The organism is Streptomyces sp. NBC_01381 (genome assembly GCF_026340305.1).
Classification (GTDB): domain Bacteria; phylum Actinomycetota; class Actinomycetes; order Streptomycetales; family Streptomycetaceae; genus Streptomyces.
Map to the genome: position 1 here is coordinate 871023 of NZ_JAPEPI010000001.1, position 22621 is coordinate 893643.

The 22621-nt window shown below is 70.9% G+C and carries 21 protein-coding genes and 1 tRNA gene; 15 read left to right on the forward strand and 7 right to left on the reverse strand.

Features of this window, described 5'->3' with window-relative positions:
- Positions 1-61: 61 nt before the first annotated feature.
- Positions 62-1558 (reverse strand): aminopeptidase P family protein, encoded by a 1497-nt coding sequence (locus tag OG453_RS04170; protein ID WP_266864603.1) that lies wholly within the window; start codon positions 1556-1558, stop codon positions 62-64.
- A 122-nt stretch (positions 1559-1680) separates the two neighbouring features.
- Positions 1681-3123: a PP2C family protein-serine/threonine phosphatase gene (locus tag OG453_RS04175; protein WP_266864605.1), complete on the reverse strand. Its 1443-nt coding sequence runs from the start codon at positions 3121-3123 to the stop codon at positions 1681-1683.
- A 538-nt stretch (positions 3124-3661) separates the two neighbouring features.
- On the opposite strand from OG453_RS04175, the gene OG453_RS04180 reads away from it, so the two are divergent.
- Positions 3662-4375, forward strand: coding sequence for a bifunctional DNA primase/polymerase (locus OG453_RS04180; protein WP_266864607.1), 714 nt, complete (start codon positions 3662-3664; stop codon positions 4373-4375).
- Between the two features lie 57 nt (positions 4376-4432).
- Positions 4433-5035: a hypothetical protein gene (locus OG453_RS04185; RefSeq protein WP_266864609.1), complete on the forward strand. Its 603-nt coding sequence runs from the start codon at positions 4433-4435 to the stop codon at positions 5033-5035.
- Positions 5036-5240: 205 nt separating this feature from the next.
- Here the strand turns inward: OG453_RS04185 and OG453_RS04190 are convergent, their stop codons facing one another.
- The 3 genes from OG453_RS04190 to OG453_RS04200 all read right to left on the reverse strand — a co-directional run bounded on the left by OG453_RS04190 (position 5241) and on the right by OG453_RS04200 (position 7830).
- Positions 5241-6209, reverse strand: coding sequence for a DUF5926 family protein (locus tag OG453_RS04190; RefSeq protein WP_266864610.1), 969 nt, complete (start codon positions 6207-6209; stop codon positions 5241-5243).
- 128 nt (positions 6210-6337) lie between these two features.
- Positions 6338-6955, reverse strand: coding sequence for an ATP-binding protein (locus OG453_RS04195; RefSeq protein ID WP_266864611.1), 618 nt, complete (start codon positions 6953-6955; stop codon positions 6338-6340).
- Between the two features lie 62 nt (positions 6956-7017).
- Positions 7018-7830 carry a glycerophosphodiester phosphodiesterase gene (locus tag OG453_RS04200; RefSeq protein ID WP_266864612.1) on the reverse strand — a complete coding sequence of 271 codons (813 nt, stop codon included), beginning with the start codon at positions 7828-7830 and terminating at the stop codon, positions 7018-7020.
- Between the two features lie 194 nt (positions 7831-8024).
- On the opposite strand from OG453_RS04200, the gene OG453_RS04205 reads away from it, so the two are divergent.
- The 3 genes from OG453_RS04205 to OG453_RS04215 all read left to right on the forward strand — a co-directional run bounded on the left by OG453_RS04205 (position 8025) and on the right by OG453_RS04215 (position 10494).
- Positions 8025-9404 carry a S1C family serine protease gene (locus OG453_RS04205; protein WP_266864614.1) on the forward strand — a complete coding sequence of 460 codons (1380 nt, stop codon included), beginning with the start codon at positions 8025-8027 and terminating at the stop codon, positions 9402-9404.
- A 42-nt stretch (positions 9405-9446) separates the two neighbouring features.
- A tRNA-Ser gene (locus OG453_RS04210) sits at positions 9447-9531 on the forward strand.
- A gap of 246 nt (positions 9532-9777) precedes the next feature.
- Positions 9778-10494 (forward strand): sensor domain-containing protein, encoded by a 717-nt coding sequence (locus OG453_RS04215; RefSeq protein WP_266864616.1) that lies wholly within the window; start codon positions 9778-9780, stop codon positions 10492-10494.
- A gap of 7 nt (positions 10495-10501) precedes the next feature.
- Here the strand turns inward: OG453_RS04215 and OG453_RS04220 are convergent, their stop codons facing one another.
- Entirely contained in the window at positions 10502-11365 is an 864-nt protein-coding gene (locus tag OG453_RS04220; protein WP_266864618.1) for a bifunctional DNA primase/polymerase, read from the reverse strand.
- 370 nt (positions 11366-11735) lie between these two features.
- Between OG453_RS04220 and OG453_RS04225 the strand changes: the two genes are divergently transcribed.
- The 9 genes from OG453_RS04225 to OG453_RS04265 all read left to right on the forward strand — a co-directional run bounded on the left by OG453_RS04225 (position 11736) and on the right by OG453_RS04265 (position 20520).
- Positions 11736-12047, forward strand: coding sequence for a hypothetical protein (locus OG453_RS04225; RefSeq protein ID WP_266864619.1), 312 nt, complete (start codon positions 11736-11738; stop codon positions 12045-12047).
- 223 nt (positions 12048-12270) lie between these two features.
- Complete coding sequence (locus OG453_RS04230) at positions 12271-13461, forward strand: acyl-CoA dehydrogenase family protein (protein ID WP_266864621.1); 1191 nt, start codon at positions 12271-12273, stop codon at positions 13459-13461.
- Positions 13458-14366, forward strand: a complete 909-nt coding sequence (locus tag OG453_RS04235; RefSeq protein ID WP_266864623.1) for a bifunctional MaoC family dehydratase N-terminal/OB-fold nucleic acid binding domain-containing protein — start codon at positions 13458-13460, stop codon at positions 14364-14366. Before OG453_RS04230 ends, OG453_RS04235 begins: the two co-directional genes overlap by 4 nt.
- 1 nt (position 14367) lies before the next feature.
- Positions 14368-15471, forward strand: coding sequence for an acyl-CoA dehydrogenase family protein (locus OG453_RS04240; protein WP_266864625.1), 1104 nt, complete (start codon positions 14368-14370; stop codon positions 15469-15471).
- Positions 15472-15521: 50 nt separating this feature from the next.
- Positions 15522-15941: a MaoC family dehydratase gene (locus OG453_RS04245; protein WP_323178649.1), complete on the forward strand. Its 420-nt coding sequence runs from the start codon at positions 15522-15524 to the stop codon at positions 15939-15941.
- Positions 15938-17104, forward strand: coding sequence for a lipid-transfer protein (locus tag OG453_RS04250; RefSeq protein ID WP_266864629.1), 1167 nt, complete (start codon positions 15938-15940; stop codon positions 17102-17104). Before OG453_RS04245 ends, OG453_RS04250 begins: the two co-directional genes overlap by 4 nt.
- A 73-nt stretch (positions 17105-17177) precedes the next feature.
- Positions 17178-18011 (forward strand): glycoside hydrolase domain-containing protein, encoded by an 834-nt coding sequence (locus OG453_RS04255; protein WP_266864631.1) that lies wholly within the window; start codon positions 17178-17180, stop codon positions 18009-18011.
- Positions 18012-18162: 151 nt separating this feature from the next.
- Positions 18163-18726 carry a SigE family RNA polymerase sigma factor gene (locus tag OG453_RS04260; RefSeq protein ID WP_266864633.1) on the forward strand — a complete coding sequence of 188 codons (564 nt, stop codon included), beginning with the start codon at positions 18163-18165 and terminating at the stop codon, positions 18724-18726.
- 144 nt (positions 18727-18870) lie between these two features.
- Positions 18871-20520 carry a long-chain fatty acid--CoA ligase gene (locus OG453_RS04265; RefSeq protein ID WP_266864635.1) on the forward strand — a complete coding sequence of 550 codons (1650 nt, stop codon included), beginning with the start codon at positions 18871-18873 and terminating at the stop codon, positions 20518-20520.
- A 109-nt stretch (positions 20521-20629) separates the two neighbouring features.
- On the opposite strand, the gene OG453_RS04270 is transcribed toward OG453_RS04265, so the two are convergent.
- Entirely contained in the window at positions 20630-21754 is a 1125-nt protein-coding gene (locus tag OG453_RS04270; RefSeq protein WP_266869704.1) for an MFS transporter, read from the reverse strand.
- A 266-nt stretch (positions 21755-22020) separates the two neighbouring features.
- Between OG453_RS04270 and OG453_RS04275 the strand changes: the two genes are divergently transcribed.
- Entirely contained in the window at positions 22021-22596 is a 576-nt protein-coding gene (locus tag OG453_RS04275) for a TetR family transcriptional regulator (RefSeq protein WP_266864637.1), read from the forward strand.
- Positions 22597-22621: the final 25 nt, after the last annotated feature.

Sequence of the window (22621 nt, forward strand, 5' to 3'; positions counted from 1 at the left end):
GGGCATCCCGCAGGATGCCCGGCCCCTTCTTAAGAAGATGCTCGGTTTGAGAAGCGGACCCTCAGCCCTTGAGCTCAGCCATCCACGCCTCGACGTCGTCGGCACGCCGCGGCAGCGCCGCGGACAGGTTCTTGTTGCCGTCCGCCGTCACGAGAATGTCGTCCTCGATCCGCACGCCGATGCCGCGGTACTCCTCCGGCACCGTCAGGTCGTCCGCCTGGAAGTACAGGCCGGGCTCGACGGTCAGGCACATGCCGGGCTCCAGGACGCCGTCCGCGTACGTCTCACGCCGCGCGACCGCGCAGTCGTGGACGTCCATGCCGAGCATGTGACCGGTGCCGTGCAGCGTCCAGCGACGCTGCAGGCCCAGCTCCAGGACCCGCTCGACCGGACCCTCCACCAGGCCCCACTCGACGAGCTTCTCGGCGAGCACGCGCTGCGCGGCGTCGTGGAAGTCGCGGTACTTGCCACCGGGCTTGACCGCCGCGATGCCGGCCTCCTGGGCCTCGTACACGGCGTCGTAGATCTTCCGCTGCAGCTCGTTGAAGCGGCCGTTGATCGGCAGCGTGCGCGTCACGTCGGCCGTGTAGTACGTGTGCGTCTCCACGCCCGCGTCGAGCAGCAGCAGCTCTCCGGAGCGCACCGCGCCGTCGTTGCGCACCCAGTGCAGCGTGGTGGCGTGCGGGCCCGCGGCGCAGATCGAGCCGTAGCCGATGTCGTTGCCGTCGACGCGGGCGCGCAGGAAGAACGTGCCCTCGATGTAGCGCTCGCTGGTCGCCTCGGCCTTGTCCAGGACGCGGACGACGTCCTCGAAGCCGCGGGCCGTCGCGTCGCACGCCTTCTGCAGCTCGCCGACCTCGAACTCGTCCTTGACCAGACGGGCCTCGGAGAGGAAGACGCGCAGCTCCTCGTCGCGCTCGGCGGTGACCTTGTCGGTCAGCGCGGCCTCGATGCCGGCGTCGTAGCCGCGGACGACCCGGACGGAACCGGTCGCCTCGCGCAGCGCCCCGGCGAGCTCACGCACGTCGGACGCCGGGATGCCGTACAGCGTCTCGGCCTCGGTGAGGGAGTGCCGGCGGCCGACCCACAGCTCGCCCTGGCCGTCCAGCCAGAACTCGCCGTTCTCACGGTTGGAGCGCGGCAGCAGGTAGATGGTGGCCTCGTGGCCGCTGGTCCCGTCCGCGAAGTCGGTGGGCTCCAGGACGAGGACGCCGTCCTCGGTCTGGTTGCCGGTGAGGTACGCGTATTCGACGGACGCGCGGAAGGCGTACTCCGTGTCGTTCGAACGGGTCTTCAAATTGCCCGCGGGGACGACGAGCCGCTCGCCCGGGAAGCGCGCGGAGAGTGCGGCGCGGCGGGCCGCGGTGTGTGCGGCCTGGGCGATCGGCTGCAGATCGTGCAGCTCTGTGTCGGCCCAGCCGGACTTCATGTTCTCGGCGAGCTCGTCGGAGACGCCCGGGTACAGACCGTTCTTGCGCTGCTTGATCGGCTCTTCTTCGGACTCGATCTCCAGGGTTTCCGGGGTCTCCGGGTACTCCGGAATGAGCTCCTCCGACACGATCTGCCTCCTATGTACGACACTGGGCCCCCTCCATCGTACGGGCGTACGGAAGGGGGCCCAGGGCCGGAAGGCCTGTTACATGCCGTATTGCGGGGGTCACTGTGACCCCGGTCCGGGCGTCACTCGAACCGGGCCGCCAGGAGGACCACGTCTTCGTCGCTCTCGATGGCGTCGAGCCCGTCCGGCAGGACGGTCCGCAGCACATGGTCGACGAGCGCGTCCGGGTCGGCGCGGACGGATCTCGGCACGCTCGCGGCGGCCGAGTGCAGCCGCGCGAAGGCCCGGTCCATCGGGTCCCCGGTGCGGTGCAACAGCCCATCCGTATAAAGAAGCACCGTTTCTCCGCGCTCCGGCTGGATCTCCACGCTCGGCGCCTCCCAGCACGCGAGCATCCCGAGTGGCGCCGAGAGCGAGGTCTCCACGAACTCCGTGCGCCGCTCGCCGATCACGAGCGGCGGGCTGTGCCCGGCCCCGGCCAGGACGATCTTGCGCAGGGCCGGCTCGCAGAACGCGAAGAGGGCCGTCGCCGACCGGGCGGGTTCGGTGAGACGCAGCAGCAGCTCCAGATCGGACAGTACGGCGACGGGGTCCTCGCCCTCCATCACGGCGTACGCCCGCAAGGAAGCCCGCAGCCGCCCCATCGCGGCGACGGCGCTTGGCCCGGACCCGGTGACGGACCCGACCGCGAGGCCGAGCGCGGCGTCGGGCAGCGGCAGCGCGTCGAACCAGTCGCCGCCTCCGCGCGCGCTGGTGCGGTGCCGGGCGGCGAGCTGCACCCCGGCGACCCGCGGCAGTCGCGAGGGAAGCAGCTCCTCGCGCAGCGTGGCCTCCGTGGTGCGGGCCCGGTCCAGCTCGATCAGCCGCGCCAGGTGCTCGGCGGCGTGCCGGGTGTAGAGGCCGATGAGGTGGCGCTGGCGCTCGACGGGCGCCGCGGGCTCGTCGTACAGCCAGACCGCGGCGCCGACCCGGCCCGCGGCCTCGGTGGTCAGCGGCAGCGCGTAGCTGGCGGCGTAGCCGAGCCGGGTGGCGACCTCGCGGTGCCGGGGGTCGAGGCCGTCGTCGGCGAGCAGGTCGGCGTCGACGATCTCGGTCTGGGTGCCGGGCGGCGCGGGCGGGGCGTCGAGCAGCCGCCCGAAGGGGGTGGCGCCGCGGGGCACCGTCTCGATGTGGCCGAGGTCGGCGCGGGCCAGGCCGAGGCCGACCGTGGTGTCGGGGCCGAGGCCGTCGGAGGGCTCCAGGACGACGAGGCCGCGGCGGGCGCCGACCAGGGCCGCGCCGGCCCGCAGGAGCTCCTGCAGGGCCTCGTCGAGGGTGGCCGTGCGGCCCAGGCGTTCGGTGAGTTCGTGCAGTGTCGTCAGATCGGAGACCCAGCCCGCGAGCCGGTCCTGGATCATGACGGTCGGTGCGGCCGAGGCGCTTTGGGCGTGCGGGACAGGCGCGACAGTGTGGGCTGGTGGCGGAACAGTTGAATCGATTCCGGCCACTTTCGGGAGGTGCGGAGCGTTCATGGCTGACGGCTTTCCGGCCGGTGCGTATTGCTCAATAGCATCGCAAACCCCCATGTCATTCTGCGCCGCTAGCAATGTTCTCCACATCTACACGCACTGGAGAGGGGATGTCCAGCATTGTCCAGCTGGGATTCCTGGTGTCCGTGGGAATTCTGTGGCGTTCTGGCGATCTTGGTAACTTGGCTCAAAAGTGCCTGAGGCGACGGCATATTGCGGTCGACTGACATTGTTCAGCAAGGGGTACCTCCCAGCCCTCAGGCACGGGAGGCGCGTCACAGCGGCCGTGTTGGGTACGTACTCGGTGATGACCAGGGGCAGTTGAGATCCGCCCGGAACCTGGCGACGGACCCGGGCGTCTTAACTCACGACGACCGTGCCCCATCCTCCCGTGGGGGAGGCGGCGAGTAATACGCGGGACAGCAATCGCCAGGCACCGCCACCCCACGCCACGTTAACGCTCGGCCCATAGGGGTTCCCCATGCCGCAGGCTGGGGTGTGATGCGCCAGTTGTACGCACAGCGAAGTGATCCACACATGGTGTGATGTGGCCCGCCGTGTTCCTCGGCGTGTAAACGGAAAGGAACGAGCGCTCATGCGCGAGATCCTCGGAAGGCGACGCAGGCTCCTGTCCAGGCTCATTGGGCTCACCGGGCTCACCGGGCTCACCGGGTTCACCGGCAGGAAGCGTGACCAGAGTCCCGGTCTGATCGGCGCGGCCCTGACCTTCGCGACGGCATGGAAATGGCCGGTGCTGCCAGGTGTCGGTCTCGACCGGCAGGACGGCACCCGCTGCGCCTGCCCCGACCCCGACTGCACGGTGCCAGGAGCGCATCCCCTCGACCCCGGCCTGCTGGCCGCGACCACCGACGCGCGCATGGTGCGCTGGTGGTGGACGAACCGCCCGGCCGCGCCCATCGTGCTCGCCACCGGCGCCGGCGCCCCGTGTGCCGTCAGCCTTCCTGCGCTCGCGGGCGCACGCGCCCTGGCCGCGCTCGACGAGGCGGGCATCAGGCTCGGCCCGGTCGTGGCGACCCCGGCCCGGCTCTTCCTGCTCGTCGCGCCCTACTCCATGGAGCAGTTGGGCGAGCTGCTGTACGCCAAGGACTGGGTGCCCGGCTCTCTGCGCTTCCACGGAGAGGGCGGATATCTCGCGCTGCCGCCCTCCGAGACGGGACAGGGGCCGGTGCGCTGGGAGCGGGCTCCGCTGCCCGGCTCCGCGGCGCCGTGGGTGCCCGATGTCGAGGCCGTGGTGGACGCTGTGGTGGATGCGCTCACTCGTACGGGTGTGAGCGCGCCCGAGTTGTAGGGGAAATGGGCGCGCGGCGAGCCGTGCGCCCATCAATCGTCGTTAATGTCAGGGCCCATGAACCCCCGCCTGATCGCGCTCATGGGCGTAGTGGCCATCACGGTTCTCCTGCCGTTCGCCGGCGCGTCCGCGGGGCCCGTGGGCGACGACGACGCCGGCGCCGGGCAAGCGGAGCGGCCGACGGATCCGGCGCCGAGTCCTGACGCGAAACAGCCCTCCAAGGAGCGGCCGTCTTCGAACCGGTCCGCTCCGGAGAGGCCGAATTCGAACCAGTCCGCCACGGAGGAGCCGTCGCTCCTCTCGGGGCTCGGACTCAGCAACACCGCCCGGTGCGGCCCCGAGCTCACCTCTCCGGAGGGCATCGAGGCCCAGACCTGCGTCCTGACCCAGGGGAGCGACACCTGGGCGCGCACGTACTACCGCAACGCGACTGGTGATGAGCTCAGCGCCGTACTGACCGTTATGGCCCCGGGCGGGCGCACCGTGCAGATGCATTGCGCGGTGAGCGCGGAGGACGAGCCAGGCGCGTGCGAGACGCCACGGGAGCGCACTGCGGGGAATGCAGCGGCGTATTCGGCGGTGGTGGAGTTCGCTGACGGGAGTGGCGGGCCGTTGCTCCTGCGCTCGGGGAGCAACTCGGCGCGGCCGAAGGCCAGTTGATACCGCAGGTCAGACCCGATGCGGGGCCGGACATGGAAGCGCCCGGTTGCTGGCGACGGGGGATGCACCAGCAACCGGGCTACCTGAACGGTAACAAGAGATCTGCTCTTGGCAAATTCGATCTCGGTTATCCGGACAGGGATTTACCTGCGACGACGGGGAGTTGTGACAGGAGTCACCCATTCCCCTCCGGCTGACTGGTGGGTCAGCTCAAGGTCACCTGGCGGTTGGTGAGACCCCCGCGAGCCCTGCGCTCCTCCGGGGTCAGCGGGGCGTCCGTGGCGAGCGCCGCGGCCAGCCGCTCGGCGAACTCGGCGGCGGGCTTCTCGATGTCGTCCGCGCCCATCCCGGTCGGCAGATCCCACACCGGCACGGTCAGACCGTGCGCCCGGAAGGAGCCGACGAGACGGGTTCCCTCACCGAGGCTCGACGTGCCGGCCGCGTGCAGCCGGGCGAGCGCGTCCAGGAGCTGCTCCTCGGGGTGCGGCATGACCCAGCGCAGGTGGTTCTTCTCCGGGGTCTCGCACCAGTAGGCGGATTCCACGCCGGAGAGCTTCACGGTGGGGATGGCGGCGGCGTTCGCCCGCTCCAGGGACGCGGAGACTTCCGTGGAGGCGTTCTCCGAATCCGGCACCCAGAATTCGAAGCCCTCGTGCACGACCGGCTCGAAGGCGCCAGCGGGGTCGAGGATGTCCTGCAGGCGCGGTCCGTCCGCGGGCGCGCGGCGGGACTGCACCGGCGAGCCCGGCGCGGCGGCGAGCGCCCGCTGGAGGGTGTCGGCGAGGTCGCGGCTGATGTCGCCGGACGCCGTGTCGTTCTGCAGGCCGAGCAGGACCGAGCCGTCGTCGCGGCGCAGGGCGGGCCAGGCCATCGGCAGGACCGTCGCCAGCGAGACGGAGGGCACCCCGTCGGGCAGCCCGTCCTTGAGCGGCAGTTCGACGGTCGCCGCGGGGACGAGCTCGCGCAGCGCCACCCAGTCGCCCTCACCGGCCAGGCCCTCGAAGGGGCGGTGCACCAGCTCGGTCACCGCGTGCGCGGCGGCCCGGCCGTGACAGGCCTTGTAACGGCGGCCCGAACCGCAGGGGCAGGGTTCGCGGGCGCCGACGACGGGGACCTCTCCGTCCTTCAGCTGCGGCTGCTGCTTGCCCTTGGTCTGAGGGCGCTTCTTGGCCATCTTGGGTGTCTCCCGGATGCGGCTCTCTTGCGTGGCTCTTCGTACGTCTTGGGCGTACGGGCGCGAGCCTAGCCGCTCGCCCAGGGGGCGTCGGGAACACACCGGAACGGCTGTCGGGCGAGGGACCGTCAGTCGAGATCGTCGAACGGGTCCGCGTACGCGAGGTCGGGTATCGCGGCGGCCGACGGGGCCGCGACGCGCGTAGCGAAATCCTCATGGCGGTGCCCGGCATGTACGACGACCCACACCGTGACCTCGCCATGGGTGTCGTCGCGCACACCCCAGGCATCCGCGAGAGCCGTGATGATGTTGAGCCCGCGGCCGCCGTGCGCGGTGACCGAGGGTGTGGCCGGAACGGGGCGGGTCGGTCCTCCGCCGTCCGTCACCTCGACCGTCAGCCGGCCCGCCGCGTCCACGCGCCAGGCGGCCCGGACATCACCGTCGCCGACCAGTCCCTGGCCCAGCGGCCTGCCATGCCGGCAGGCATTGCTGAGCAGTTCCGAAAGGATCAGTACTGCGTCGTCGACGACCGAATCCGACACCCCGCTCCTGCGCAATTGCTCGCGCATCCGGTGTCTCGCTTCCCCCACGCCCGCCGGGCCATGGGGTACGGCCATGCTCGACGACGCGGGCACCTCCCGTGCCACCACCAACGCCACCCCCGAGACCTCCTTCGCCCCACGCCACGGTGTGAATGCCCCAATGGACTGGACCGGAAACCGGCCAATCCCTGTGCGGTGACGCACTCGTAACGATCGAATACGGACCGAACGCGCCGGTGCACACCCTGTAACCGAAGGGGCTCCCGTTAGTCGCGGCCCAGTTGAGACAGGACTTGCTTGGGGCGGTTGGTGATGATCGCGTCGACGCCGAGTTCTGCGCAGAGCTCGACGTCCTCGGGTTCGTTCACGGTCCAGACGTGGACCTGGTGGCCGGCGCGCTTGAGTTTGGCCACGTAGGAGGGGTGGTTGCGCACGATCCGCATGCCGGGGCCCGCGATCCGTACGCCCTCGGGCAGGCGGCCGTCGCGGTGGCGCGGCGAGACGAACTGCATCAGGTAGACCGTGGGCAGGGTGGGGGACGCGGCCCGCACCCGGTGCAGGGAGCGCGCGGAGAAGCTCATGATGCGCACCGGGGACGGGCCTTCGGTGGGTGGGGAATCCAGACCGAAGCGCTTCAGTAGAAGCAGCAGCCTTTCCTCGACCTGGCCCGCCCAGCGCGTGGGGTGCTTCGTCTCGATGGCCAGCTGGACGTTGCGCCCCGAGGCGTTGCTGTCGGCCACCAGCTCAAGGAGCCGCTCCAGGGTGAGGACGGAGGTGTCCTCCCAGTCGGGGCCTTCGTCGGCCTCGGCGTGGTTTCTCTTCCAGGAGCCGAAGTCCAGCGTGGCGAGATCGGCGAGCTCCAGGGCGGAGACGGCTCCTCGGCCGTTCGACGTACGGTTGACGCGTCGGTCGTGGACGCAGACGAGATGGCCGTCCGCGGTCAGGCGTACATCGCATTCGAGGGCGTCGGCACCGTCCTCGACCGCTTTCTTGTACGCGGCCAGCGTGTGCTCGGGAGCGTCTTCGGATGCTCCGCGGTGGGCGACGACCTGGATCTGTTGCTGTCGTGCGAGGGTCACCGCGTCATCGTGCCATCACGGGGTACGCACAGGCTCGCCCGAGGTCGGGTGTACACGGTGCACACAGCGCCGGATCCACAGGATCGGCTTATGGTGCCCTGACAGCCCATGGGAAAAGCTGACTGCAGACAGAATCACAGTTGGCCACAGCCAGGCCGTGACCGAGAACGACAGCGTGGACCGAGGAGAGAGCTGTGAGCACCGAGAACGAGGGCAACGAGGTACCCAAGGCCCCGTCCGCACCTCCCGTGCCGGTGGACACTCCCGCTGCTTCCGCCGATCCCGCGCCCCCCGCAGGACCGGCGCCGCACGCGTCGGGCGCCGCGGCCGGGGCCTGGCCGCCGCCCCCGCCCCCGCCCGCCGTTCCTTCGTACGCGCAGGGCGGAGGAGCGGGCTCCACGTGGGGCGCCTCGTACGCGGCGCAGCACCCCGAAGGGCCGAAGCCCGCGGGCCGGCGCGGTGGCCTGATCGCAGCGGTGCTCGTGGCCGCGCTGGTCGCGGGTGGAATCGGCGGCGGCATCGGCTTCTGGGCGGCTGATCGCAACGACGACGACGCCACGGACTCGACCACGGTCTCCGCATCGGACACCCCGGCCGACCTCAAGCGCGAGCCCGGCTCGGTCGCCGGCATCGCCAACAAGGCGCTCCCCAGCGTCGTCACCATAGACGCCCAGGGGGGCAACGGCGAGGGCGGTACGGGCACCGGCTTCGTCTACGACAAGCAGGGCCACATCCTCACCAACAACCACGTGGTGGCCTCCGCCGCCGACGGCGGAAAGCTCGCGGCGACGTTCTCGAACGGCAAGAAGTACGACGCCGAGGTGGTCGGCCGTGCCGAGGGCTACGACGTGGCGGTCATCAAGCTCAAGAGCAAGCCCGCGGACCTGAAGCCGCTGGCCCTCGGCAACTCGGACCGGGTGGCCGTCGGCGACTCGACGATCGCCATCGGTGCCCCCTTCGGCCTCTCGAACACGGTCACGACCGGCATCGTCAGCGCCAAGGACCGCCCGGTGACCTCCAGCGACGGTGCCAGCAGCAAGAGTTCGTACATGAGCGCCCTGCAGACCGACGCCTCCATCAACCCGGGCAACTCCGGAGGCCCGCTGCTCGACTCGCGGGGCGCGGTCATCGGCATCAATTCCGCGATCAAGCCCGCGGAGAGCGGCGGCGGCCTCGGCGGCAGCGGCCAGTCCGGTTCCATCGGCCTGGGCTTCGCGATCCCGGTCAACCAGGCCAAGTACGTCGCCGAGCAGCTGATCAAGAACGGCCAGGCGGTCTACCCGGTCATCGGCGCCTCGGTCTCGCTGGGCGAGGACACGGGCGGTGCCACGATCTCCCAGGAGGGCGCGAGCGGTTCGCAGGCGGTCACCCCGAACGGCCCGGCGGACCAGGCGGGCCTCAAGCCCGGCGACGTCATCACGAAGCTTGACGACACGGTGATCGACAGCGGTCCGACCCTGATCGGCCAGATCTGGACCCACAAGCCGGGCGACAAGGTCAAGATCACGTTCGAACGCGACGGCAAGGAGCGCACGGTCGACGTGGTCCTGGGCCAGCGCAAGGGCGAGAGCTGACCCGCTACTCTTGACCCCGCACCGCCCTGACCGGCGGTGCGGGGTGGGTTGCCCGAGCGGCCTAAGGGAACGGTCTTGAAAACCGTCGTGGCGCGAGTCACCGTGGGTTCAAATCCCACACCCACCGCTTGAGGGGCCTGTTGGGCCTGGTGAGAAGGGGCGTCCGGAAGTCTCCGGGCGCCCCTTCTTCGTGCCGTCTCGCGCCGGTTCATCGCGCCGGTTCCCCATGCCGTCCTCGCGCCGGGGGTGGGGCTGGCGACACCCCCAAGAGGCCGGGGCGCCGTATGTCGGCGGGCGCGCGGATTCGCGAACGTGGAGGACATCAGCACGGCACGTCCCCACCCTCATCGCCGCGAAGATTCGAGGCCCCGCCATGAGCACAAGCACCCTGCCGTACGCAGCCGCTCCCTCTGCTCCGTCCGCTCCGTTCGCCGCGGGTCCTGCGCGGTCCCCCGGCTTCTGGCGGGCGCCGTTCGCCGCCGCGACCTACCGGGAGATCGGCTACACCGTCGCCTCGCTGCCCATCGCCGTCGTCGGTTTCACCTTCGCCGTGACGATGTTCTCGCTCGGCATGGGGCTGTTCGTCACCGTGCTCGGACTGCCGGTGCTTGCCGCCGCGTTGGCGGGCGCGCGGGGGCTCGGTGCCGCCGAGCGGGGGCGGGCGCGGGCCGGCCTCGGGCTCGACGTCGCCGGGCCCGCCCCGGTGCGGACCTCGCCGGGAGAGGGGGCGTGGGCCGGGAGGCGCGCCCGGCTCGCGGACGCCGCGGGCTGGCGGGCGCTGCTCTTCCAGGTCGTGATGTTCCCCGCGCGCGTGACGTCCTTCGTGCTCACCGTGACCTTCCTGGTCACCGGCTGGGTGGTCGCGCTCCTGCCGGCGTACTCCTGGGTGTTCCCGCACTACCTCGACTGGCCGGGCTACCGGGTGTTCGACTACACATCGGGCGGCGAGCACCACGCGTACTACCTGGAGTCGCCGTTGCAGATCGCCGGTGCCTCCTTGCTCGGCCTCGCCATCGTCTTCCTCACCCCGAAGCTGGTCCGCGCCCTGACGAACATCGACCGCGCGGCGGTGCGTTCGCTGCTCGGGTAGCGGCCCCCTAAGCGTGCCCGGTGAGGCGGGCTGCCGACGCGATCGTCGAGCGGGCCTCGTGTTCCGTCAGGCCGACCCGGATTGCGGCATCGGTGAGTTCGCCCGACAGGGTCTCGCCGATGCCGTTCTCGTACGCGCGGCAAGCGGCCCAGAAGAGACGGGTGTTGCGCTGGCCCTCGTGCGCGGCGAGCACGAACTGGACGAGCCCCTGGCCGTGCTGGACCGGCGGCTTCGAAGGCCCCGTGTGTGCGCGGGCCGGCGGCATGAGCAGCCGCAGGAGCGCGGGCGGGCAGGCGCCGGGCGGGAGTTGAGCGGTGCCCGGCACGGTGCTGTAGACGCCGTGTTCGGTGCGCGAGCCGGGGCCGACGAGATAGCCGCCGGCGCCCCGGATGTCGATGCCGGGGGCGAGGCGGCCCGCGGAGTTGGGGATGACGGCGTCGGGCGGGCCCGAAAGCCAGATGTGGCGGCCGCCGCTCGGGGTCACCACGACGACCGTGGCCGGGATGGTGAACAGGTGGCGCAGCGCCAGTTCCCGCAGGGCGGCCGAGGCGTCCGTACCGGACTTGGTGTCCAGGTCGATGCCGATCAGATGGTGTGGGGGAAGCCCGCAGGCGATGCCGTATCCGCTGGCCCAAGGGGCGGCGGCGAAGAGCTCGCGGATACGGCGCGGGTCGGTCGACGCGTCGTACACGCCGTGTCCGGGGCGGCCGCATTCGCCGTGGCAGGGCGTCGGTTCGGGCTGGTCGTGGTGGGGGGAGCGCAAGGCAGGCAGCTTGGTGCGGGAGAGCGGGATGACGGCGAGGCCGCGCTCTGCGGCGGACAGGGCGTGGGCGAGTGCGAGCGCTGTGGCATGGCGGTCGATGGTGGCCATGCCGCCATTTTCGTACAAGTGTTCGAAGAAGGGAAGAGGGGGAGGCCTCGACACGCGCCGGAAGCGCGGATGGGAGCCCTCTTCTTCGGGGGACGCCGGAACGCTTCAGCGCTTGCGGCGCCTGGGTTTGGGCGGGTTGCACGGGGCTGAGCTGGGGCTTTGGCGGCGCGAAGCGTGTTTATCGACTTGTACTCACGCTTGCGGGGGAATCGGGGCTTCCGGGGTGGTTCGCCGGGGATTCGGTGGGCAACTCTGGACTCGCGACGTCGTGCAGAACCCGAGGTGGTCGGCCAACTGCCTTGGAACAAGCCGTACTTCCGGTGCTCCCGGCACATTGCCGGTGCGTACCTCCCGTTCTGGAGGAATTGACATGGCAAGCATCCGTACCGCCCGCGTCATCGCCGCCGCCGCGGCCCTGCCCTTGGCCGCCGCGCTCTTCTCCGGTGTCGCGATGGCTGACAACGGCTCTTTCGCGGACGACGGATCGAACGCGGGCGTGGCCACCGTCAACGGCAGTGGCGTCGGCGACGACAACAGCGGCAACTCGAACACGACGCAGCAGCAGGCGGTCGGCAACGGCGCATCGAACCAGAACAACAACGCTCAGGTGAACGGCTCCGGGTTCACGGCGATCGACCAGTCGAACGAGAACGTCGCGTTCAACTTCACCAACCTCTGGTGAGGTAACGGCCGTCTGGGGTTGCTCCTTGGGTCGGCTCGATGGGGTGTGTGACGGTCTGCGCGGCGGTGCGATGCACCGCCGCGCAGGCGTGTTCGGCCCCGCGTTGCCGCCGGGGGCCCGCCCTTCGTATCCGGGGTGATCTCTTGACACTCGCACGGTTTCTGACGGACAGTCAGAAACCCTTGTCGGTGCGACGCCCGTACGCGAAGGAGAGGCCGCCGCCGTGCACCTCGCCCCCACCGAACGCCAGCAGCAGCTGCGCTCCGAACTGCGCGCGTACTTCCGCGATCTGATGCCGGGAGGACCGCCCGAAGGCGACGACCTGGAGGGGCAGCGCCGCCTGCTGCGGCGCATCGGGGCCGACGGAATGCTCGGCCTCGGCTGGCCCGTCGAGTACGGCGGGCAGGGGCGGGGCGCCGACGAGCAGTTCGTCTTCTTCGACGAGGCCTATCGCGCGGGCGCGCCGGTGTCGATGGTCACGCTGAACACCGTCGGCCCGACGCTCATGAAGTACGGCACACAGGAGCAGAAGGCCTCCTTCCTGCCGCGCATCCTCAGCGGCGATCTCGTCTTCGCGATCGGCTACAGCGAGCCGTCGGCGGGGACGGACCTCGCCTCGCTGCGTACGCGGGCGGTGCGCGTCAGCGAAGGATCCGACGAGGCGTGGCTCATCGACGGGCAGAAGATCTTCACGTCGAACGCGCAGAACGCCGACTGGATCTGGCTCGCCTGCCGCACCGACCCGCAGGCGCCCAAGCACCAGGGCATCTCGATCATCCTCGTGCCGACGGCGGCGCCCGGTTTCTCGTGGACGCCGATAGAGACCGTGGGCGGGCTGACCACGACGGCGACGTACTACGACGGGATACGCGTGCCCGCCACGAACCTCGTCGGCGAGGAGAACGGCGGCTGGGGGCTCATCACCAACCAGCTGAACCACGAGCGGGTGGCACTCGCCGCGATCGGCATGCAGGCCGAGGACTTCTACGCGGCGGCCCTCGCCTTCGCGCGTACACCCGATCCGGTGACGGGTGAGCGTCGGATTGACGCTCCGTGGGTCCGTTCCAGACTGGCCGAAGCGCGGGCGCGGCTCGCGGCTACGCGCCTGGTCAACTGGCGTTTGGTGGGCGAAGTGGGGGCGGGCCGGCTGGCGCCCGGAGACGCGAGCGGCGTGAAATTCATGGGAACCGAATCGGCCGTGGAGGTGTACCGAATATGTCAGGAAGTCACGGGCGGCGCGGGTCTGGTGCGGGCCGGATCGCCCGGGGCCCTGGCGCTCGGCACGGGCGGTGAGGGGGAGTTGGAGCGGATGAACAGGGCGGCGCAGATCAATACGTTCGGCGGCGGGGTGAGCGAGGTGCAGCGGGAGATCGTGGCGACGATGCGCCTCGGGATGCGGAGGGGACGGCGGTGAGCGATCTTTCGTACGAGGCGCTGAAGGTCTTCGAGGGCAGGGCGGCCGCGACCTCGGGCGTGGGCAAGGACCGGGTCAACGAGCCGATGATCCGGCACTGGTGCGAGGCGATGGGGGACGCCAACTCCGCCTATTCCGGGGCGGATCCGATCGCGCCGCCGACCATGCTCCAGGCCTGGACGATGGGCGGGCTCTCCGGGCACCAGGGGCGCTCGGCCGCCCACGACGAACTGTTCGCCCTGCTCGACGGCGCGGGCTACACATCGGTGGTCGCCACCGACTGCGAGCAGGAGTATCTGCGGCCGCTGCGGCCGGGGGACGAGATCACCTTCGACGCGGTCATCGAATCGGTCTCGGAGCGCAAGACGACGAAGCTGGGCACGGGCCACTTCGTCACGACGCGGATGGATGTCAGGGCGGGCGGCGAACCGGCGGGGACCCACCGCTTCCGGATCCTCAAGTACGCACCCGCGCGGCGCAAACCGCAGGGCAAGCGACCCCGCCCGGTCATCAACAGGGACAACGCCGGGTTCTGGGAGGGTGTGGCGCGCCACCAGCTCCTGATCCAGCGCTGCGGTGACTGCCGGGCACTGCGCTTCCCCTGGCTGCCGGGCTGCAACGCCTGCGGATCGCTGGAGTGGGACATGGTCGAGGCGAGCGGCCAGGGCACCGTCTACTCGTACGTCGTCATGCACCATCCGCCCTTCCCCGCCTTCGATCCCCCGTACGCCGTGGCGCTCATCGACCTGGCGGAGGGGGTGCGCATGGTCAGCAATGTGGTGGGCGTGCCCAGCGACAAGGTGCGGATCGGGCAGCCCGTCCGGCTCGAATTCCAGCGGGTGGACAAGGAGTTGGAGCTTCCGGTGTTCCGGCCCGTCGAGGCCATGGAAGGGGGCGGGGTCTGACATGGACTTCACACCCACGGACGAGCAGACGGCCGCGCGGGAGCTCGCGGCGGAGATCTTCGGGGACCTGTCCACGCCCGAGCGGCTCGCGGCGGCGGGGACGGCATCGGACGCCGAGCTGTGGAAGGCGCTGTGCGCCGCGGGGCTGCCGGGTGCGGTGGAGGACGTGGGGCTGCTGGGGCTCGTGCTGCTGCTGGAGGAGCAGGGGCGGGTGACGGCCCAGGTGCCGCTGGCGGCGAGTTGTGTCTACGGCCTGCTCGCCGTGGCGGTCCATGGCACGGAGGAGCAGCGGGGGCGGCTGCTGCCGGGGCTGCGGGACGGCACGGCGGTCGCCACCGGGGCGTTTCCGGCGGGCGGTGGTGCGGTGGTGGCGTCCGCGCAGGAGGGTGCGACGGGGTTGGCGGAAGGGCCGGCGGGGTCGCCGGAAGCGCCGACGGGTTCGCTGACCGGAGCGGTGCCATGGGTGCCGTGGCTGCGGGATGCCACACACGTCCTGGTGGCTGTGCCGGATCGCATACGGCGGGGCGGCCACAGCCTATGGATGGTGCGGGTGGCCGACGCGGCGACCGAGCCGGTCGAGCTGACGGCGCCCTGGGCGGCCGGGCGGCTGGTGCTCGACGGGACTCCCGGGGAGCGGATCGGCGGGGTCGGGGCCCACGCCGATGTGCTGGCGAGTGCGCGGACGGCCTTCGCGGGGCTGCAGGCCGGTGTGTGCGCCGGATCGCTGGCCCGCGCGGTCGCCCACACCAACGAACGGGAGCAGTTCGGCCGGCCACTCGCGGCCAAGCAGGGGGTCCAACTCCGGGCTGCGGACGCCTATATGGACACGGAAGCGATACGCGTCACGGCGTACGAGGCGGCTTGGCGGCGCGACGCGTCGTTGGCGTACGGCGAGCATGCGCTGACCGCGGCGTGGTGGGCGTCGGAGGCGGGCAAGCGGGTCGTGCACGCGGGCCAGCATCTGCACGGAGGCATGGGCGCCGACCTCGACCACCCCGTGCACCGGCACTTCCTGTGGGGGCGCCAGCTGGACGCGTATCTGGGATGCGGGAGCGAAGTCCTCGCGGAACTGGGCGACTTGATCGCTGAAGAGGAGTCGGTATGAGAGGAGGCGGTGAGATGAGCGGGGGTGAGGGGATGAGCAGGGGCGTCGGGGTGAGCGTGGGCGACAGGCTGCCCGAGCTCACCATCCCGGTGACCCGGACGCTGATTGTCTCCGGTGCGATCGCGTCGCGGGACTACCAGGACGTGCACCACGACGCGGTGGCGGCACAGGAGAAGGGCTCCCCGGACATCTTCATGAACATCCTGACCACGAACGGCCTGGTCGGTCGGTACGTCACCGATCATTTCGGGTCCGGTGCCGTGCTCCGCAAGGTGGCGATACGGCTCGGGGCACCCAACTACCCAGGGGACACGATGGTGTTGATGGGCTCCGTCGAGCAGGTCGAGGGCGACACGGCCACGGTCAAGGTGGTCGGGGCCAACGGCATCGGCAAGCACGTCACCGGGACGGTCACGGTCTCGGTCACGGCGCCGGCTTCGGGTGGCGCGTCGGCAGGAGGCACGGCATGAGCGTGCGGACGCGCGATCGGCTCGGCGGGAAGGCGGCCGTCGTCGGCATCGGGGCCACCGAGTTCTCCAAGGACTCGGGGCGCAGCGAGCTCAGACTCGCCGTGGAGGCGGTGGGCGCGGCGCTCGACGACGCGGGACTCGGCCCCGGCGATGTCGACGGCATGGTCACGTTCACGATGGACACCAACCCGGAGATCACCGTCGCGCAGGCGGCCGGGATCGGGGAGCTCTCCTTCTTCTCGCGTGTCCACTACGGAGGCGGCGCGGCGTGCGCGACCGTCCAGCAGGCGGCGCTCGCGGTGGCGAGCGGAGTGGCCGAAGTGGTGGTCTGCTACCGGGCGTTCAACGAACGTTCGGGCCGCAGATTCGGCTCGGGGGTGCAGCATCGTGAGCCGTCGGCCGAGGGCGCGGCGCTCGGCTGGTCCCTGCCGTTCGGACTGCTGACTCCCGCGTCGTGGGTGGCGATGGCGGCCCAGCGTTATCTCCACACCTACGGCCTGACTCCGGACGCCTTCGGTCATGTCGCGGTCACCGACCGGAAGTACGCGGCGACGAACCCCGCGGCCTACTTCCACGGCAAGCCGATCACCCTCGCCGATCACGCCGAGTCCCGCTGGATCGTCGAGCCCCTGCGTCTCCTCGACTGCTGCCAGGAGACCGACGGCGGCCAGGCGATCGTTGTGACGAGCGTGGAGCGGGCCCGGGATCTGCCGCACCCGCCGGCCGTGATCACGGCAGCGGCGCAGGGTGCGGGGCGGGCACAGGAGCAGATGACCAGTTTCTACCGCGACGACCTGAGCGGGCTGCCCGAAATGAGCGTGGTGGCACGGCAGTTGTGGCGGAGCTCGGGTCTGGCGCCCGGAGACATCGACGTGGGCATTCTCTACGACCACTTCACACCGTTCGTGCTGATGCAGCTGGAGGAGTTCGGCTTCTGCGGGCCGGGCGAGGCGGCCGGCTTCGTCGCGGAGGAGCGGCTGCCGCTGAACACCCACGGGGGACAGCTCGGGGAGGCGTATCTGCACGGGATGAACGGGATAGCGGAGGCGGTACGACAGGTGCGCGGCACGTCCGTGAACCAGATACCGGGCGCCGCACGCACCCTGGTCACCGCGGGCACCGGCGTCCCCACATCGGGGCTGATTCTGGGGTCGGACGGCTGAACGCGGCGCGTGTCCCGGGTGGGGCGGGGGATCCGGGCCCTTCACTCGGCGTATGCGCTGCCGAAAAGCGATCATGGGACTTGTCCTCGCTCTCGCCCTGACCACGCTGGCCCTGTGCGCGGTGCCGACGGGCGCCACGAACAGACCTGACGGCACGTCGGAGGCCGGGCGCGGCCGGGCGGCCGCAAGGGTGTCGACGTTCCACGGGCGGGGCTTCGACACCTGCCACACCCCGCCCGTGGGCACCATGCGCCGCTGGTTGAGCTCCGACTACCGAGCGGTGGGCGTCTACTTCGGAGGCCGGGGCCGGGCGTGCAAGCGGCAGGCCCATCTGAGCCGTGACTGGATGCGTGCGGTGCGGGGGATGGGCTGGCGGGTGCTGCCGCTGTACGTGGGGTCGCAGTCGCCCTGTGTCATCGCGAAGAACAAGCGGGGCGTACGCATCGGACGGAACGCCTGGAGGCAGGGGACGGGCGAGGGGCGCGACGCGGTCAGCAGGGCGAAGGCGCTCGGGATGCTGCGGGGCAGCGCTCTCTACTTGGACATGGAGGCGTATGGATACCGGAACGAGAAGTGCGCGCGCACCACGCTCGCCTTCGTGCGGGCGTGGGACAGGAAGGTGCGCAGGCTGGGGTACGTGCCGGGGTTCTACAGCGGCGCGGACTCCGGGGTGCGGCACATGGAGATGGCGCGGCGTGCGGGGGTGCCGGACCTGCCGGCGGTGATGTGGTTCGCACGCTGGCGCACACCCCGGCACCTGTACCGTGAGCCCGCGCTGCGGCGGGACGCCTGGCGCCCCGCGCGGCGCATCCACCAGTACGCGGGGAACGTGCAGGAGCGGCACGGCGGACGTTCCCTGATGATCGACCGGAACCTCGTGCACGCGCCCGTGGCCCGGATCCGCTGAGCACCGTCTCAGGGATGAACCCTCAGGGGTGCGCTTCGTCTCCTCCACCTTCAGGAGGTGGGGCTACCACCCTTCCTACAACCTGAGGCGGACACCGCTTCGGGACCTGCGGCCGATCCGCTGAAGTAGGGGGCGCTTCTAGCGTGGAGCCATGACCGTATCCATGGTGCCCGTGTGCACCAGCGCATCGAAGGCCGCGACGCGGACGGCGCGTCCTTCGGCGTATCCGTCGTTCGCGTCCTACGTACGGGCACGTCAGCCCGTGTTGCTGCGCACCGCACGCTCGCTGACCGCGAATCCGAGCGATGCAGAGGATCTGCTGCAGACCGCTCTCACCAAGACGTATGTCGCATGGGACCGCATCGAGGACCACCGTGCCCTCGACGGCTATGTGCGCAGGGCCCTGCTGAACACCCGTACTTCGCAGTGGCGCAAGCGCAAGGTCGACGAGTTCGCATGCGACGAGCTGCCCGAGCCCGAGGTGACGCCGGTCGGGGATCCGGCGGAGCAGCAGGTGCTCCGGGACGCCATGTGGCGCGCGATCATGAAGCTGCCGGCGCGGCAGCGGGCGATGGTCGTCCTTCGGTACTACGAGGATCTCAGCGAGGCCCAGACGGCCGAGGTGCTCGGGGTGTCCATAGGCACCGTCAAGAGCGCGGTGTCGCGTGCGCTCGGCAAGCTCCGCGAGGACCCGGAACTGACTCCTGTCCGGTGATCCACGCTGCTCCGCCGGACCTTTCTTCTCCCGGACTAGTGACATACCGAGCGGTATGCGGCAAGAATCTGGCGAGCCCTACTGCCAGGTAGGTCATCCGGGAGCCGCCCCGGATGAATGCCGCGCGCCCACCGGGAGGACGCCGTGCTGAGCACGATGCAGGACGTACCGCTGACAGTCACCCGCATCCTTCGGCACGGGACGACCGTGCACGGGTCGTCGCAGGTCGCGACGTGGACGGGCGAAGCCGCTCCACAGCGCCGCAGCTTCCGCGAGATCGGTGAACGCTCGGCCCGGCTGGCGCACGCGCTGCGCGAGGACCTCGGGGTCGACGGCGACGAACGCGTGGCCACCTTCATGTGGAACAACGCCGAGCATGTCGAGGCCTACTTCGCGGTCCCCTGTATGGGAGCCGTCCTGCACACCCTCAATCTGCGGCTGCCCGCCGACCAGTTGACCTGGATCGTGAACCACGCGGCCGACCGCGTCATCATCGTCAACGGCTCCCTCATCCCCCTGCTCGCGCCCCTGCTTCCGCAGCTGCCGACCGTCGAGCACCTGGTGGTCTCGGGCCCCGGCGACCGTGCCCCGCTGGCCGGAGTCGCCGCGCAGGTCCACGAGTACGAGGACCTGATCGCCGGAAAGCCCACGGTCTACGACTGGCCCGAGCTCGACGAGCGCACGGCCGCCGCCATGTGCTACACCTCCGGCACCACCGGCGACCCCAAGGGCGTCGTCTACTCGCACCGCTCCATCTACCTGCACTCGATGCAGGTCAACATGAGCGAGTCGATGGGGCTCACGGACGCGGACACCACCCTCGTCGTCGTCCCGCAGTTCCACGTCAACGCCTGGGGCCTGCCGCACGCCACGCTCATGGCGGGCGTGAACATGCTGATGCCGGACCGCTTCCTGCAGCCCGCGCCGCTCGCCGAGATGATCGAGTCGGAGCGGCCCACGCACGCGGCCGCCGTCCCCACCATCTGGCAGGGCCTGCTCGCCGAACTCACCGCGAAGCCCCGTGACGTCAGCTCGCTGGGCCAGGTCACCATCGGCGGCTCGGCCTGCCCGCCCTCGCTGATGGCGGCGTTCGACAAGCTGGGCATGCGGGTCTGCCACGCCTGGGGCATGACGGAGACCTCCCCGCTCGGCACGGTCGCCCGCCCGCCCGCCAAGGCGATCGGCACCGACGAGGAATTCACCTACCGCCTCACCCAGGGCCGCTTCCCGGCCGGCGTCGAGGCGCGCCTGGTCGGCCCCGGCGGCGAACACCTGCCGTGGGACGGCGAGTCGGCGGGTGAGCTGGAGGTGCGCGGCCCGTGGATCGCGGCGGCGTACTACGGCGGGGCCGGCGAGGACGTGCTCAAGCCCGAGGACAAGTTCAGCGCGGACGGCTGGCTGAAGACCGGCGACGTCGGTGTCATCACCTCCGACGGATTCCTGACCCTCACCGACCGCGCCAAGGACGTCATCAAGTCGGGCGGGGAGTGGATCTCCAGCGTCGAGCTGGAGAACGCGATCATGTCCCACCCGGATGTCGCGGAGGCGGCGGTCGTCGCCGTCCCCGACGACAAGTGGGGCGAACGCCCGCTCGCCACCGTCGTGCTGAAGGAGAACGCGAGCGTCGACTACCTAGCCCTGCGCGACTTCCTCGCGGGCACCATCGCCAAGTGGCAGCTGCCCGAGCGCTGGGCGATCGTGCCGGCCGTGCCGAAGACGAGCGTCGGCAAGTTCGACAAGAAGGTGCTGCGCAGGCAGTACGCGGAGGGGGAGCTGGACGTCACCCAGCTCTGAACCGGGCGCCGGGTGTCGGGTGCCGGGTGTCGAGTGATGCCGGGCGGCCTCAGGCCTGACCCGGCCGCCGACCGGCTGCACGACACCGGCCCCGCGCGATACGCCGCTCTCACGTGGAGCGGCGTATCGCCGTGACCCAGCCCAGGGCCAGCCACACCGTCGCGACGACGCACACCCCGCCCCAGCCGCCGTGGGTGAAGGCGGTCCCGGCGAGGGCCGAGGCCAGCGCGCCGCTCGCGAATCCACCCACCACATAGGCGGTGTTGGCGGTGGCGGGCAGGCTGGTGGTGGTCAGTGCCAGGGTCTGGTTGGCGACATGGCTCGCCACGAGCGCCGCGTGGATCAGGATCCCGGCCGCGCACAGCGCCCACAACTGCCGCCCGCCGAGCCAGAACAGCGGCAGACAGACGGCTGCACCCGCATAGGCGGTCGCCGTCACGCGCGCCGCCCCGAACCGGTCGACGAGATCGCCGGCCAGCGGCGCGACCACGGTCGCGGAGAGCCCGAGGAGGCCGAAGAGCCCCGCGGCGCCCGTCGACATGTCGTACACATCGCTCGTGAGGAGCAGGGCGAGCGAGGTCCACACCGCGCTCCACGCGCCGTACATCCCGCCTTGGCGCAGGCACGCGCGGCGCAGCTCGGGCGACTCCTTCAGGACTTGGGGCAGCCGGGCAAGACCGGCCAGGGCCGGACCGCTGTGCCGCGGCCGGGTCTCGGCGGGCAGCAGGGCGGCGGTGGCAAGGCCGAGCACCAGGGTCAGCGCGGCCGCGCCCACGAAGACGACGCGCCAGCCGTGCGCCTGCGCCACAAGGCCGCCGAGCACCCGCGCGGCCACGACCCCTGCGAAGAGCCCGGCGATCACGGCAGCCACATGCCGGGCCCGGCGGTCGGCGGGTGCGCGCTCGGCGACGAGCGGCACGAGGAGCTGCGGTATGACGCTTGCCGCGGCGGCCACGAACAGGGCGCAGGCGAGCGCGACGGGTCCCGGGCAGACGGCGGCCGCGCCCATGGCCAGGGCGGCGGCGGCCGACAGTATGCCGACGAGGCGGCGGCGGTTGGCCGTGTCGCCGAGCGGGGCGAAGAACAGCAGCCCCGCCGCGTACCCGAGAAGGGAGACCGAGGCGAGCCAGGCCAGGGCGGAGGGTTCGCTGCCGAAGCCGTGCGCGATGAGGGGCAGCAGGGGCGCGGCCAGGTAGATGTTGGCGACGGTCACCGCGGTGCAGATCGCCACCATGGCGAGCAGCAGCCCGGGCGGGACGGCGCGTCCGGGTGGGACGGCTCGCCCGAGCGGTGCGTCCGCGTCCCGGGCGATCACCGGCGTCCGGCTCCTGGTGTCTGAGGGCGGCATGAGGGGCGGCATGAGGGGCGGCATGAGGGGGCACGACTCCTTGCGCCAAGAGGCAACCAACTGGTTGGTTGGAAAAAGTCTGCGCCCGCGACCAGCGCACTGTCAAGCAACCAACCAGTTGGTTACCCGAAAGGATTGGCTACCCTGTCCCCATGGCAGTGAGAGACCCCGAGGCCACCAAGGCCCGGATCTTCGAGGCGGCGGTGGCCGAATTCGCGCGGTACGGCATCGCGGGCGCCCGCATGGACCGCATCGCGACCGAGGCGAAGGCCAACAAGCAGCTCATCTACGCCTATTTCGGCAACAAGGCCGAGCTCTTCACGCAGGTCCTCGAGAAGCGCATGCTCGACATGGCGGTCAGCAACCCCGTCGACGCCGACGACATGGACGGCTGGATGGACCGGCTGATGGATTACCACGCCACCCATCCCGAACTGCTGCGGCTGCTCTTCTGGGAGGGCATCGAGTACGGCACGGACGAGCTCCCGGACGAGCGGGAGCGGGTCGACCACTACGACCGGAAGGTCGCCGTGCTCGCCGACGCCCAGGCCCGAGGCGTCATCAGCGACGAGATCCCGGCCGCCCACCTGCTGTTCATGGTGGTCGCGCTGGCCGGCTGGTCCACGGCCGTACCGCAGATGCGGCGGATCCTCGTCGGCGACGAGAAAGCCGACAAGGAACGGCTGCGCGCCAGTATCAAGGCCGCGGTGCGCCGCATCACCGCCTGAGAACCGGGCGCTGGTTCCGTACCGG